Source organism: Mycetocola sp. Y442, assembly GCF_056898615.1.
Genome location: NZ_JBXHBV010000002.1, coordinates 774,908 through 788,958, shown reverse-complemented (window position 1 = coordinate 788,958; position 14,051 = coordinate 774,908). Strand labels below are relative to the sequence as shown.

13 protein-coding genes are annotated in these 14,051 nt (G+C 67.2%); 5 read left to right on the top strand and 8 right to left on the bottom strand.

The genetic code is table 11. The features are described from left to right. The first annotated feature begins 35 nt into the window (after window positions 1-35). From metX to AC1X6S_RS10195, 4 genes are all read left to right on the top strand, one after another. On the top strand, window positions 36-1,250 hold the full coding sequence (metX, locus tag AC1X6S_RS10210; protein WP_483405638.1) for a homoserine O-acetyltransferase MetX: 1,215 nt from the start codon (window positions 36-38) through the stop codon (window positions 1,248-1,250). Window positions 1,251-1,377: 127 nt separating this feature from the next. After that, window positions 1,378-2,574 carry a sensor histidine kinase gene (locus tag AC1X6S_RS10205; RefSeq protein ID WP_483405637.1) on the top strand — a complete coding sequence of 399 codons (1,197 nt, stop codon included), beginning with the start codon at window positions 1,378-1,380 and terminating at the stop codon, window positions 2,572-2,574. Further along, the gene (locus AC1X6S_RS10200) at window positions 2,571-3,746 is read left to right on the top strand and encodes a hypothetical protein (RefSeq protein WP_483405636.1); all 1,176 of its coding nucleotides are present in this window, start codon (window positions 2,571-2,573) and stop codon (window positions 3,744-3,746) included. Before AC1X6S_RS10205 ends, AC1X6S_RS10200 begins: the two co-directional genes overlap by 4 nt. 28 nt (window positions 3,747-3,774) lie before the next feature. Then, window positions 3,775-4,422, top strand: a complete 648-nt coding sequence (locus AC1X6S_RS10195; RefSeq protein WP_108390437.1) for a response regulator transcription factor — start codon at window positions 3,775-3,777, stop codon at window positions 4,420-4,422. Between the two features lie 63 nt (window positions 4,423-4,485). Here the strand turns inward: AC1X6S_RS10195 and AC1X6S_RS10190 are convergent, their stop codons facing one another. The 6 genes from AC1X6S_RS10190 to AC1X6S_RS10165 form a co-directional block, all read right to left on the bottom strand. Continuing rightward, entirely contained in the window at window positions 4,486-4,800 is a 315-nt protein-coding gene (locus tag AC1X6S_RS10190; protein WP_483405635.1) for a thiamine-binding protein, read from the bottom strand. A gap of 18 nt (window positions 4,801-4,818) precedes the next feature. After that, the gene (locus AC1X6S_RS10185) at window positions 4,819-6,096 is read right to left on the bottom strand and encodes a glycosyltransferase 87 family protein (protein ID WP_483405634.1); all 1,278 of its coding nucleotides are present in this window, start codon (window positions 6,094-6,096) and stop codon (window positions 4,819-4,821) included. Between the two features lie 394 nt (window positions 6,097-6,490). Next, entirely contained in the window at window positions 6,491-8,029 is a 1,539-nt protein-coding gene (locus AC1X6S_RS10180) for a ferredoxin--NADP reductase (RefSeq protein WP_483405633.1), read from the bottom strand. 54 nt (window positions 8,030-8,083) lie between these two features. Further along, window positions 8,084-9,076: an FAD:protein FMN transferase gene (locus tag AC1X6S_RS10175; protein WP_483405632.1), complete on the bottom strand. Its 993-nt coding sequence runs from the start codon at window positions 9,074-9,076 to the stop codon at window positions 8,084-8,086. Next, the gene (locus AC1X6S_RS10170) at window positions 9,066-9,500 is read right to left on the bottom strand and encodes an FMN-binding protein (protein ID WP_483405631.1); all 435 of its coding nucleotides are present in this window, start codon (window positions 9,498-9,500) and stop codon (window positions 9,066-9,068) included. The genes AC1X6S_RS10175 and AC1X6S_RS10170 overlap by 11 nt, the downstream gene beginning before the upstream one ends. A 122-nt stretch (window positions 9,501-9,622) precedes the next feature. Next, on the bottom strand, window positions 9,623-10,462 hold the full coding sequence (locus tag AC1X6S_RS10165; RefSeq protein ID WP_483405630.1) for an ADP-dependent NAD(P)H-hydrate dehydratase: 840 nt from the start codon (window positions 10,460-10,462) through the stop codon (window positions 9,623-9,625). Between the two features lie 75 nt (window positions 10,463-10,537). On the opposite strand from AC1X6S_RS10165, the gene AC1X6S_RS10160 reads away from it, so the two are divergent. Further along, window positions 10,538-11,644, top strand: a complete 1,107-nt coding sequence (locus AC1X6S_RS10160; protein ID WP_483405629.1) for an NADH:flavin oxidoreductase/NADH oxidase — start codon at window positions 10,538-10,540, stop codon at window positions 11,642-11,644. Here AC1X6S_RS10160 and AC1X6S_RS10155 read toward each other — a convergent pair. Both AC1X6S_RS10155 and AC1X6S_RS10150 read right to left on the bottom strand, forming a co-directional pair. Then, window positions 11,641-12,690, bottom strand: coding sequence for a hemolysin family protein (locus AC1X6S_RS10155; RefSeq protein WP_483405628.1), 1,050 nt, complete (start codon window positions 12,688-12,690; stop codon window positions 11,641-11,643). The two genes, AC1X6S_RS10160 and AC1X6S_RS10155, sit on opposite strands and share 4 nt — an antisense overlap. Further along, a complete protein-coding gene (locus AC1X6S_RS10150) occupies window positions 12,683-13,984 on the bottom strand; it encodes a hemolysin family protein (RefSeq protein WP_483405897.1) in 1,302 nt (433 codons plus the stop codon). The genes AC1X6S_RS10155 and AC1X6S_RS10150 overlap by 8 nt, the downstream gene beginning before the upstream one ends. Window positions 13,985-14,051 lie beyond the last annotated feature (67 nt).

Sequence of the window (14,051 nt, the reverse complement as noted above, 5' to 3'; positions counted from 1 at the left end):
CGGCGGCCTGGACTCCGGTTGGGCACAATGGACGCATGGACTGGCAGACACCCGAAGACACGGTCCCGTCCCGCTTTATCACCGAGGCGGACACCAGGCACGTGCTCGGCAAGCCCCCGGCAACGGGCGCGTGGCGTGACGGCGACCCGCGTGGATTCCGCCTGTTCGCCGACCTCGGTCCGCTGGAGTTCGAGAGCGGACAGAGCCTGCCACACGTCCGCATCGCCTTCGAGACTTACGGCACCCTCTCCCCCGAGAGAGACAACGCGATTCTGATCGCCCACGCGCTCACCGGCGACAGCCACGTCATGGGCCCGGCCGGTCCAGGTCACCCCACGGCCGGCTGGTGGCAGGAGATCGTCGGGCCTGGACTCGCGATCGACACCGACGTCTGGTTCGTCGTCACTCCCAACATGCTCGGCGGCTGCCAGGGCTCGACCGGGCCAGCCTCCTTCTCACCCGACGGGTTCGAATGGGCGTCACGGTTTCCGTTCACCACGATCCGCGATCAGGTCAGAGCGCAGGTCGCCCTCGCCGATTCGCTCGGCATCGAGAGCTGGGCGGCGGTCATCGGCGGCTCGATGGGTGGAATGCACGCGCTGGAGTGGGCCGTCGGCTTTCCGGAGCGGGTCGGCCGTCTCGCGGTCCTCGCCGCACCTCCCCTGACCACGGCAGACCAGATCGCGCTCAATTCGGTGCAGATCGAGGCGATCAAGACCGATCCCCTGTTCGCCGGCGGTGACTTTTACGACGCACGCGACGGTGAGGGTCCGCATCGGGGGCTCGCCCTCGCGAGACGCATGGCACTGCTCAATTACCGCAGCCCGACCGAACTCAACGACAGGTTCGAACGCAGCTGGCAGTCCCCGATCAGCCCCCTCGGTGACGGCGGCAAGTACGCGGTCGAGTCCTACATCGACTTCCACGGCAACAAGTTCACTCGCCGCTTCGACGCCAACAGCTACATCACGCTCGTCGAGGCGATGAACTCGCACGATGTCGGTCGCGACCGCGGCGGGATCGAGGAAGCCCTCGGTCGGGTGCGTGCCCCAACGCTCGTGCTTGGAATCGATTCTGACCGGCTATTCCCGGTCGAGGGCCAGGAACGCATCGCCGCGGGCATCCGCACCGGTATCGACGGAACCGCCCCGGCGGTCATCGAGTCCGAGTACGGCCACGACGGATTCCTGATCGAACACGTCGCGGTGAGCTTCCACCTCTCGCGCCTGCTGGAATCGCCTGCCGCCTGAGCGGCAGAACCGGCCGCGTCGACGTTCGCGAACACCGGGCTGGCAATATACTGCCGAACATGGCTGGCACCCTCGATGACGCGCATCCGCTCCTCCAGCGCCCGTTCGGTGCTTTCACGGGCGAAGGATGAGCCCGAAACGACTGAGTGCCGAAGAGCGGGATCGCTTCAGCTGGCAACTCGCGCGACTGCTGTACCGCACCACCAGGCTCTTCGGCCTCACGGGTACCGTCACCGCTCTGATCTGCCTGTCACTTCCCGCCGCGATGGAGTTTCCGAATTACCTGACCTGTGTGCTCCTTCTCGCTGCCCTGGCCGCCGCGCAAATCATCATGACCTACCGGCCCGACCCGCTCTGGATGATCCTCACCTACAGCATCGGGCTCTCCACCATCGCCGCGATCTACATCCCCGCAGATGGTCAGCTCAACATGGGAACGGGGAGCGCCATCTCGGCCATCGGTGCCTGGGGAATCGGGTCGATGGCCACGATCCTCGTTTCCACCTGGGGGCAGCTCGCCTGCCTTGCTCTCGCGTTCATCAGCACGATAGGAACCATCCTCGCCCTCAGCACCGGCGTGAACCCCCGCACTCTCCCGCTTCTCGTCTTCATCTCCGTCGGCTGGGGCGTTTCGACGATGTTCGGCCTGTGGCTCCGGTCCAGCTTCCCGCGCATCATGGCCCGCGTTGCGAGCATCGGCCGGGCACACAACGTGGAGCGCCGGGCCACCGAGACGGAAACCCAGCGGCACAGGGACGCCCGGTTGCTGCACGACACAGTACTCGCGACGCTCACGCTGCTCGCTCACTCCGGCGTCGGAGTTGCCCCCGAGGCGCTCAGGGCCCAGGCCGAATCTGACGGGGCCCTGCTCACCAGACTGCGCCTCGGCGAATCCCCCCAGCCCAAGTCGAGCGGCGAGTACACCCTGACCAACACCGCCGAACTCGCCCTCGGCGGTACCCTCGAGGCGCTCAAGAGACGGTTCGGCTCAATCGGGCTCGACATCAACTGGCACGGCTCTGGCCAGCTCGGTCTCCCCGGCACCAAACTCGAGGCTTTCGTCCTCGCGCTCAGTGAGTGCCTCGAGAACGTGCGAAGGCACTCGGGACAAACGGTCGCCCACGTCACCCTCAGCGATGACGGTGAGGTTGTCCGCGGTGTCGTGACGGATGCCGGGGTCGGCTTCGATCCGCAGGCGGTCGAAGGCGGGCGGCTCGGTTTCGCCGAGTCCGTGGTCGCGCGGGTGCGCGACGCGGGCGGAAGCGTCCGTGTCTTCAGCGCTCCCGACGCCGGGACGACGGTCGTACTGGAGGTTCCCAAGTGACCAGAACTGCCCGCAGGCCGAACCGGACCGCCGCAGCGCGAGCCTCGCTCGGGACCCACCAGCTCGGCACGGGACTCGCGGTCGCCGGAGCGATGATCATCCTGAGCTGCCTGTGGCGCTTCTCGCTCCACGTGTCCGAATACCCGAACCTGCCCCTGAATGTCGCCGCCTGGCTGCTCCTCATCGGAGCGTCTGTTGCGACCATCATCGTGGTGCGCGCTAACGGTTTCATCCTCGGCAACTTCGCCTTTGTCATGCTCAGCATCGGGCTCGCCGCTGTCGTGGTGCTCGATCTGGCGGCCGTGTGGGGCCTCAGCGACCTCGGGCTCTTCCCGACCGCCGCTATCGCGGTCGGCGGCGTGCTTCTCGGTATCGCCAGCATCCGTCCGGTTCGGGATCTGATTATCGTCACAACAGCACTCGCCGTGGCGCTTGCGGTGAACTATGCCGTGAATCCCGGGCCGGACACCCTCGCTCTCGGATCGGACATCCTGCTCTGGACCCTCGCGATCATGCCACCGCTCATCGGCGCGGCCATCGTGGGCTCGTACCGGCGAATGGTGATGATGACCCTTGACCGCGTGCTCATCCAGTCAACGGTCACCGCGCCCGCGTTCGGCGTGAGCATGCTCGAATCCGAGGAACTCGCGTCCATCGACCTCGAGATTGAGCGACTCTTCGACGACATCGCGAGCGGCCGCGAGCCACTCCCGCTCGAGGACGAGCGTGCGGCCCGCGCCGGAGCGCTCGCCACCGAACTGCGACTCCACCTCATCGCTGGCCGGCGACACACCTGGCTGCACCACGCCATCAGCGAGTCCGATTTCCTGTCGGGGGCTGTCGACCTGCGCGACCCGGAATCGCTTGCCGGGCTGCTGAACCAGCGCCAGCGCGACGGCCTGCTGTCGGCACTCTGGCTGCTGATGTACGGGGAACAGCGCACGACGCGGGAAGCGATAGTGACCCTCGGTCCTGCGGCTGCCCAGGGCACGGATCGCTCGGGCGGTATCCGCTTCCCGATCCGGATTGAGGCGAAGGGGATGCGGCGCGTTGACGTGGAACCGGCCACATGGCAGCATCTTGGCCGTGCAGGACGGTATGTTGATAGCACTACGCCCGGCGCGCTGATGGTTGTCATAGAGTGCACCGTGGACAATCCGATTGACCACTAGGCCAACGGATGCTTAGAGGGGGAGACAGATGAGCAGTGCAGAGGCACCCATTCGGCTTGCGATCGTCGATGATCACAAAATGCTTCTTGGAGCGTTGACCGAGTGGATTCGCGGCGCAGCGGACGACATCACCATGGTCGCCGCCGTCCCAACCTGGCCGGAGCTGCTCACCCACCCCGAGTTCCCCGTCGATGTCGTGCTTCTCGACCTCGACCTCAAGGACAACATCCCCGTGTCGCTCAAGCTCTCGACGCTCAAGACGACGGGCGTGAAGACGGTGCTCATGAGCACGTACTCGGATCCCGCCGTCGTCCGCGAGGCACTCGCCTCCGGCGCGCTTGGGTACCTCGTGAAGACCGAAGACCCCTCGATGATCGTCGAGGCGATCCGGTCGGCGATGATCGGTGAGTCGTTCATCTCGCACGAGCTCGACATCGCGCTCAACGCCAATAAGAGCGGATCTCCCAAGCTCAGCGCCCAGGAGCGCAGGGTCATGGCACTCTACGCCGCGGGCGAGCCGGTGAAGAGCGTCGCCTACGAACTCGGTATCTCTGAGGAAACGGCGAAGAGCTACCTCAAGCGCATCCGCGAGAAGTACCGCGCGTCCGGCTTCGACGTCGGCACCAAGGTCGCGCTCCGCAAGCGCGCGATCCTCGACGGCATCATCCTCGACTGACCAGCACACGAACCGCTGCAGCGGGTCATTTCCTGTGCCCGGCCCCAAGGCCGGGTGACCGGGTCACTCCGACGGGTTTCCCTCGAGCGCGCGTTCCAGCCGCTCGACCTTGCCGGTGAGTTCACCGGTGTGCCCCGGGCGGATATCGGCCTTCAGCACGAGTGACACGCGCGGTCCGAACCGCGAGACGGCATCCGTCGCGCGCTTGATGACGTCGAAGACCTCGTCCCACTCCCCCTCGATCGTCGTGAACATCGAATCAGTCGAGTTGGGAAGCCCGGACTCCCGCACGATCTTCACGGCCGCGGCGACGGCATCGTGCAGTGACGCTTCGGGGTTGGTGCCGCCGGACGGTGCGACACTGAAGGCGACGAGCATGACTACTCCCTGGCTAGTTCAGCGGTGTGCGGTCTCGTTCTCCATGCTAACTCCGTCGGTTGCACCGGTGACAGGGCCTCTCGGCGGAACGCGTCGGCCCGCCCGAACAACGGCCGTGATCGCCCAGCCGAGCAGAACCGCGTAACCGAGGTTTCGCACCGTGAGGATCGCGACCAGAACCGGGTCAGCCAGAAGAAGGTGCCCGTAGAGGTAGGGGTAGACCAGATGCGTGAGCGCAGCGATGATCAGGGCGATGACCGCCGGAACGAGATAGCGGCGCCCCCGCCAGACGACGCCAAGCACGACGGGCGCGATCAGCCATGTCACGAACTGGGGCGACCCGACCTTGTTCACGAGCAGGAGCGTGACAACGAGCGCCAGCGCGAGCGGCGGCAGAACGCGGACCACCGGGGCGCCCCGCCTGACCGCCACGACGCCCGCGAACGCCACAGCCGCCGCCACGACGGCGCTCAGGGGTGTCAGAACGGCTGCGACCGTGTCGACGTGCGGCCCAGTCACCTGGAAGGTGAGAATCTCGGTGCTGTAGTAGATGGCGCTCGGCCCTGATCCCAGCGCCGCGAGCCAGAGATACCAGGATGCCGCGGGAGCTTCGATCTGCAACCCACGATCGGCCTGCTCCGTGACGAAACCGAAGAGGAACTCTGCCCCGCCGGCAGCGACAACGAGAAGTGCGATCACGGCGCTCGTGGCCAGCCCGGCGGCGACGATGTCCCACCGGCAGCGCGACGCGATCACGAGGGCCGCAATGATCGCCGCGGGCCACACCTTGATCCAGGTGGCGAGTGCCAGCAGGGTGCCGGCCACACGCGGATGCTTCGCCAGAACCAGGAGAGCGATGATCGCGAGCGGCACGGTGATCGAGTCGATGCGAGCGAGGGCGATCGGTCCGAGGGCTGCCGTGAACGCGATCCACCACCACGCCGCGGCGACGCGACGCGGAGAGCTGTGACGCCCGAGCAGCACGGCGAGAGCGGCGGCATTGAGCACGGTCACGAGGGCAAGCCACGTGAGCCCGTAATTCCCTAGGCCCGCGGCCATCGCGGCGAACAGCGGCAGGAGCGCCGCAGCCGGGTACACCCACCGCTCGTCGATGCCCGGAATTCCGTCTCCGGCGAGCGCCTGCTCGACCCAGCGCTGGTACACGAGGGTCACGTCGCCCAGCGGGAGCCCGATCGCGTACGCGCCGATACCGGTGCCGGGCATGCCGAGGCAGATCCAGCCGAGGGTGACGTGCACGAGGACGAACGCGCCCCACACCCCGATCGACCTGCTCACCGCATCATCCTAGGCCGCGACACGCTCACACAGTCGCCAATGCGCCCCGTGTACCGCTTCGAGTGACGGTCGTTGCGGGTGCCAGGCTCGCACACCCACAGCAGGTGTCACCCGAACGTAGGCCGCGACACGCTCACTCGGTCGCCAATGCACCCCGTGTACCGCTTCGAGTGACGGTTGTTGCGGGTGCCAGGCGCGCGCACCCACAGCAGGTGTCACCCGAACGCAGGCCGCGACACGCTCACTCGGTCGCCGATGCACCCCGTGTACCGCTTCGAGTGACGGTTGGTGCGGGTGCCAGGCGTGCACACCCACAGCAGGTGTCACCCGAACGCGCGACACCGGGCGGCCAGGCACCCACCGGCGAGCTAGTACCCCGATCTAGCTTCCCGAGCTAGTACCCCGAGAAGTAATCCTTGTGAATGCGGCGCACTCCGAGGGCGCGGAGGATCGGACGAATGTCGTCGACGAACGCGGGCGGCCCCGACACCCATGCCTCACGCGACCCAGCGTCGGGAACGGCTGCGGCGAGGCGATCGCGATCGATGCGGCCTGCCCCCAGATAGCTGACACCGTCGGCCAGACGGGCGGGAGGCTCCGGAGCGAGCACCAGAACGCGCACGCCCGCCAGGTCGAGGCCGTCGAGAACAGCCAGCTCAGCGGCATCCGCGACGGTGTAGACGAGCACGATGTCGCGCCCGCTCCCACCGGCAGCGGCCAGCTGGCTCAGGAACGGTGTGACCCCGATACCGGCGCCGACAAGCAGCACCGGCCGTGCGGCATCCCGCGGCAGCAGGAAGTCGCCCCAGATCCCGGTCGCCCGCACGCGGTCGCCAGGCTCGAGGTTGCCGAGCGCGGTCTTGAAACTGCTCGCGCTGTCCCGGTACGCGATCGACACGTCGGCGGATGCCGGCGGCGACGCGATGCTGAACACCCTCCGCTGCCCACGCGCATCGGCAGGGCGGTGCGGCACCTGCAACTCGAGGTACTGCCCTGGCTCGAATCTCACCGGCGCGGCCGGCCGGAACGTCATCTCGACGATCGACGGGCCGATCCGGCGACGCGACACCATTTCGAGGCGGATGCCGCGGCGCTGGCTCACGACGAAGGCGAGGAGGTTACCGACGACAAGCGCGAGTTCAGGCGTCGAGTAGAGCGGTCCGATCGAGTACGGCAGGGCGAACAGCACTCCGACCACCGCCGCCTCCGCGAGCTGCTGCCAGCGCTTCGGCGGGAGGGTCAGCGGTTCGCTCAGCATGAACCCGGCGAGAAAGACGACCGGATACGAGGTAAACGGCGTGAGCAGTGCCGCACCGACCGACATGCCACCCGCGACCAGCCCAGCGGCGATGACGCCAACGCTCACGCCGACAAAGACACCGGCCATCGCGAGGCGACGCGTGCGATACAGCACGAGGAACGCGGCGACGAGCACGACCGGGAGAAGCACCTGGCTTCCCGCCCACCACCACGACACGCCGAGTCCGGTTACCCCGACGACCACGGCGCCGAAAGCGGCCGGATTGACGATGTGCCTGCCCCGAACGGCGAGGAGGTACTTCGACAGCGTGGCCGCGAGCGCGGCGGCCGCAGTGGCGACGAGCTCACCGGGTTCGGTACTCGGGCGGAAGATGAAGAACAGCAGGAGGCCGGTGATGATCGCCGATTCTGCGTGCGGAACCACCCGGAACAGCCGGGCGACGACGGCGTTGGACAGGTAACTGACGCCGACAGCGACGAGGAGGCCGCACACCAGTTCCAGCGGGGTGAAGAAGAGCAATCCGGTCGCGCTCAACAGCATGCTCACCCCGGCAAGCAGGACGAGGAGGACGAGGACCTGCCGGTACGTCGTGACGCGGCCGAGCGCGGTGTCGAACGTGCCTCTCAGCGACGCAGCTCTCTTCGGCACATCTCTCACCGGAACATCTCGCATCGGGACACCTTTCGTCGCGGAATTCTCATCAGCCAGCCCTCATCGGAACAGCCCTTACCGGAACAGCTCGGCGGAGAACCCCGAAGAATACTCGACCGATCCGTCGGTGAACATGCGGAGCCCTTCGATACCGGGCGCTTCGATACCGGGCACCTCGATACCGGGCGCGTCGATATTGGGCACCCCGGCGCCGAGCGAAGCACGCAACGCTGCAGGACTCGTGAAGAACAACGCCGTCGCCGCACCGTCGGCCGTGGCCGCATCCTCGGCGGTCGCCCAGGTGGCAACGACCTCACGCACCGGTTCGCCGGTACGGCCATCGATCACGTGGTGCAGCCCGTTCCCCCATGCCCTCCGGTTCGTTGCGGACGCGGCAAGCGCTCCCCCGGCGAGAGTCAGCACTCCGATGGCGAGGTTAGGGTCGAACGGATGCTCGAGCGCGATCCGTATGGGCGGGCCGCTGTGCACCAGGTCGCCTGACGCGTCGACAGTGAACGAGCTGTGGCCGCCGGCCAGGAGAAGCTCGGCCACGCGGTCGACGAGGTAGCCCTTGCCGGCAGCGCCGATGTCGATCGATACCGGACGGCTCACGGTGAGCACCGTGCCGTCCAGCGTGGCGACGTCGGTCATCACCGGCGCCGGCTCCTGGACGCCGTTCGGGCGAAAAGAGTACGACGCGTCGTAGCCGAGCGCGGCGAGGGCATCGCCGACGAGCGGCGAGACAGCGTCACCTGTTGCCTCGCCGAGGCGCCGGTACAGGCTGAACAGTGCGGGAGCATCCGGCCCCAGGTCCCAGGCCCCGCCGACCGTCGAAATCCTCGTCACCGTCGAGTCGTCGCGGAACCGTGACCAGACGCGGTCGAAGTCGTCGATCCGCTTCGTGATCTCTCTCACCAGGCCGGCAGAGATCGGCCGGTCCGAGTCGATCTGCCAGCGGGTGCCTATCGCGTCGAATTCGGCAGAGCCCGCCGCTCCCGCGGTCGGGGGCCCGACACCGGGTCCAGCGGACTCATCGTCGATCACGAGCGCGTCAGGGTCACGCGGCATCGCCCTTGATCTCATCGATCGCCGCGTTGAATCCGCCGCTGGTCAGGGACGAGCCGGCGACCTTGGAGACCTTCAACTCGTCGATCCGCTGGCCGACGACGATGTCAGAGATGTTGTCGATGAACTCGCCCTGGAACTTCTTGCCGTTCGGGGTGTGTCCGCTCCCCACCACGTCGAGCGCGGTCACGACACTGTCCTCGAGCGAGAGCGTCACGGTGACCGTCTCCTCACCGCCCGGCGAGGTGTAATCGCCCGTCGCCGTGTACTCGCCGTCGGCGTATTCCGTGCCGGCCTCCGGCGCTGCCTTGGTCTTGCCATCGTCGTTCGCTGCCTGGCCGGACGGCGCCGAGCAGCCGGCCAGTCCGCCGATGACGGCGAGTCCTGCCAGGGCTGCTGCCGCCTGGGTTCTGGTGCTTACCTGCATGGCTGAATTCCGTTCTCGCGGTTGTCCTAATTAGTTGTAGCTGAAACTAATGGTAGCGAGAAGCGACGAAATTCTGCGCACCGTGGGGCTGGGACATCCCTGTGAGAAGTGCGCGGATGCCGTCAGTCGACGCGGAGGGCAAGCACCTGCCTGACCGCATCGGGCAGCGCCTCAGCGATGTCGAGCGCAACGATCGGGCCGCCGCGTGAGGCGAGGTGTGCCGCCGTCGCGTGCAGCACCTGCGCCGATGCCGCCAGCCGTGCGAGCGTTCCGGGCTCGAACGCCCCGTCTGCGTGCGTCGCGACGAGCGCACCGAGCACACCGCCGAGCACGTCGCCTGCGCCGGCGGTCGCCGTCCAGCCGGGCGCACCGGAAACGGCGATTCTCGCTCCGAGCGGCTCGGCGATGAAGGTGGTGCTGCCCTTGAGCAGCACGGTGACGCGGAGGATGTCAGCGGCGCGACTGGCCCAGACCGACGGCGTTGTCGCGATGGTCTGGGCCGAGACGTTCTCCCCGACGTGCGCGAGCATGCGCGCCAGTTCCCGGTAGTGGGGTGTGACGATCACCCCGGCCCTCGGCGCTTCTGCCGCCATCTCGAGCGCACCGCCGTCGGCAACGACAGGTTCGTCTGACGCGAGGGCATCGGAAAACAGGGTCCCGAGCAGTCCCAGCTCCCCCGAATCGGTGCCCGACCCGATGAGCCACGCCTGCACCCGGCCGGGAAGGGTCACCACCTCGGGGCGCCGCGACAGCACGAGCTTCGTCGCGTCGCCGAGATACCTGATCATCCCAAGCCCGGTACGCGCTGCCCCCTCGACGCCGAGGACCCCGGCACCGGGGTACTCGGCAGACCCGGTGACGACCCCCAGCACGCCGCGGCTGTACTTATCATCGCGCTCAGTGGGAACCGCAACGTATGCTGCTGCATCGCGCTCGGCCCACGGCATCCATTCGCTCTCCATACCCTCACGATAGAGGCCTGTGGGATAGGTTGAACAGCCGTGGTGCGCACACAGCACACCGCTCGAAGGAGATCGATGCCCGCCCTGTTCACTCCGCTCACCCTGAGGAACCTCACGATCCGCAATCGCGTCTGGATCCCGGCCATGTGCCAGTACTCGGTCGAGGCGAGGGACGGCATCCCGACCGACTGGCACCTCGTGCACCTCGGCCAGTTCGCCGTCGGCGGCGCAGGCCTCGTGATCTCCGAGGCCACCGCGGTGAGTCCCGAAGGCAGGATCAGCGACCGCGACACAGGGATCTGGACCGACGAACAAGCGGATGCCTGGGCGCGCGTGGTTCGATTCGTCGAGTCGCACGGTGCTGCAGCGGGTATCCAGCTCGCCCATGCCGGGCGTAAGGCCTCGACCTTCGCCCCGTGGGGCAGCGACGGGCGTCGTGGCAGCCTGCCCATCGCGGACGGCGGCTGGGAGACCGTCGGCCCGACAACCGAGGCATTCGACGGCTTTGCAGCCCCGCGCGAACTCGACGAGGCTGGCATCGACAGCGTAGTTGCCGACTTCGCCGCTGCAGCTCGCCGCGCCGTTACGGCGGGTTTCAGCGTGCTCGAAATTCACGCCGCGCACGGGTACCTGCTGCACCAGTTCCTGAGCCCGCTCGTCAACACTCGCACCGACAGCTACGGCGGATCGCTCGAGAACCGCGCACGATTGCTGCTCAGGGTCGTCAACGCGGTCAGGGAGAACGCCGGTGACACCGTGGTGTTCGTCAGGTTCTCAGCCACCGACTGGGCGCAGGGCGGTTGGGACGAGACCCAGACGGCAACAGTGGCCCGCTGGGCGGCGGATGCCGGAGCGGACTTTTTCGACATCTCGACGGGAGGCGCGATCGCCGGCGTCGATATCCCGCTCTCGCCCGGCTACCAGGTGCCGTTCGCTGCCTCGGTGAGGGCTGCTGCCGGCGTCGGTGTCGCCGCGGTCGGCCTGATCACCGAGGCCAGGCAGGCCGAGGAGATTGTCGCGTCGGGCAGCGCCGACGCGGTCCTGATCGGCCGCGAAGCGCTCCGTGACCCACACTTCCCCCTGCGCGCGGCAGCCGAGCTCGGCGCAAGCATCGACTACCTGCCCGGTCAGTACGAGCGGGCGCCGTACCCTGTTCCGAACACGGCGCCGGCCGACCGCTAGTGCCGCCTCGTGGCATCCTGAACTTCGCCGACGAGTTCCTCGATGATGTCCTCGAGGAACAGCACGCCGGTGTTGTCGCCCTCGCTGTTGAACGCGCGGGCGAGGTGGGCGCCTGACCGTCGCATGATCGCGAGGGCGTCTTCCAGGTCGGTGTCCTCGAAAATCGACACGAGATGGCGGATGCGCTTGGCGGGAACCGGCTTGTCCGACTCGTCCTCGTCGTCATCCGACTCCAGGCTGAGGACGTCCTTGAGGTGGAGGTAGCCGGACGGCAACCCGTTCTCATCGACGATCACGTAACGCGAGAAGCCGTGCTTGGCGACCGCGCGCTCAACGTCGGTCGGTGTCGCGTTCTCGGGGAGCGTGATCAGGTTCTCGAGGGGAATTGCGACGTCGATGACCTTCTTGTTGGTGAACTCGAAAGCCGCAACGAGTGCGCCGGTCGAGTCGAGCAGCAGGCCCTCACGCGTCGACTGGGAGACGATGTTCGCCACCTCGTCGAGGGTGAACGTCGACGTGGCCTCGTCTTTCGGCTCGACCCCGAACAGCCTGAGCACCGCGTTGGCGGCCCCGTTGAGCGCCCAGATCACCGGCTTGAAGACGCGGCCGACGAAGACCAGCGGTGGCGCGAGAAGCAGCACCGCACGGTCGGGCACCGAGAACGAGAGGTTCTTCGGCACCATTTCGCCGAACACCACGTGCAGGTAGGAGACGAGCAGCAGCGTCACGATGAATGCGACGGTTCCGACCATTTCCTCGGGGAGCCCGGTGATCGCGAGCGGGACCTCGAGCAGGTGGTGGATCGCGGGTTCGGACACGTTGAGGATCAGCAGCGAACACACCGTGATACCCAGCTGGCTGGTCGCGAGCATGAGCGTCGCGTGTTCCATCGCCCACAGGGCGGTGATGGCACTGCGCTTGCCCTGTTCGGCCAGCGGTTCGATCTGCGACCGCTTGGCCGAGATGACGGCGAACTCGGCACCAACGAAGAAGGCGTTGCCGGCGAGCAGGACGACGAGCCAGGCTATTCCAGCCCAGTCACTCATGGTCGGCTCCTTCCTCGAGCGGGTGGGGTGTGTAACGGATGCGATCGATGCGGCGACCGTCGAGTCGATCGACCCGCAACGTGCCGGAGTCGATCTCTACGGTGTCGCCCACCACGGGCAGCCTGCCGAGCTCGCTCATCACGAATCCCGCGACGGTCTCGTACGGTCCGTCCTCTGGGACCGTGATCGCGGTGCGTTCGAGCAGTTCGTCCGGACGGAGGTCACCGGGGAAGGCGATCGAGCCGAGCGTGCGGACGACTCCCGCTCGCGTGCGGTCGTGCTCGTCGGCGACCTCACCGACGAGTTCCTCGACCAGGTCCTCAAGAGTGGCGATTCCGGCGGTTCCGCCGTACTCATCGACGACGACAGCCATCTGGAAACCGCGGCCGCGCAGTTCGCTGAGCAGAGCATCGAGGCGCATGGTCTCGGGAACACGCACGATCTCGGACTGAAGCGCAGACACCGGCACGTCCCCACGCTTGGCGCGAGGCACCGCGATGGCCTGCTTGACGTGCACGAGGCCGACGACGTCATCGGCATCCTCATCGATGACGGGGAACCGGGAGTAACCGGTCGTTCGCGCCAGCTCAACCACGAGCCTGGCCGAATCCCCCCTGCGGACTGCTTCGACGCGCGGTCGTGGCGTCATGACATCCGCTGCGGTGTGGCTCGCGAACAGCAGAGTGCGGTTCAGCAGCGTTGCCGTGTCCCTTTCCAGGGTGCCTGCTCCGGCGCTTCGACGCACGAGGCTCGAGAGCTCCTCAGCGGTGCGCGCTCCGGACAGCTCTTCCTTCGGCTCGATCCCGATCGATCGCAGGAGTCCGTTCGCGCTTCCGTTGAGCAGCACAACCGCTGGCTTGAAGACAGCGGTGAATACCGACTGGAACGGGATGACGAGCTTGGCGGTCTGGACCGGCAGTGCGAGGGCGAAGTTCTTCGGAACGAGTTCACCGATGATCATCGACAGCAGGGTGGCGACGACGATCGCGACGGTCGTCGCTACGGGGACCACGGCGACCTCAGGAAGCCCGACGGAGACGAGCGGCTCGGAGAGCAGGGTCGTGATCGCCGGTTCCATCGTGTACCCGGTGAGCAGAGTGGTGAGGGTGATGCCGAGCTGGGCGCTCGACAGGTGCGTTGACGTGATCCTCAGCGCGGCGATCGTCATGCCCAGCCGGGACTCGCCGCGCTCCTGGCGCGCCTCGAGTTCGGAGCGGTCGAGGTTCACGAGCGCGAACTCGCTGGCGACGAAGAGGCCGGTGCCGACGGTCAGAAGCAACCCGACGCCGAGCATGATCCACTCAAACACCGGTCACCTCCCACGCGAGAGGGGCAGATTGTGAGAAGGCGGGCGATTCAGC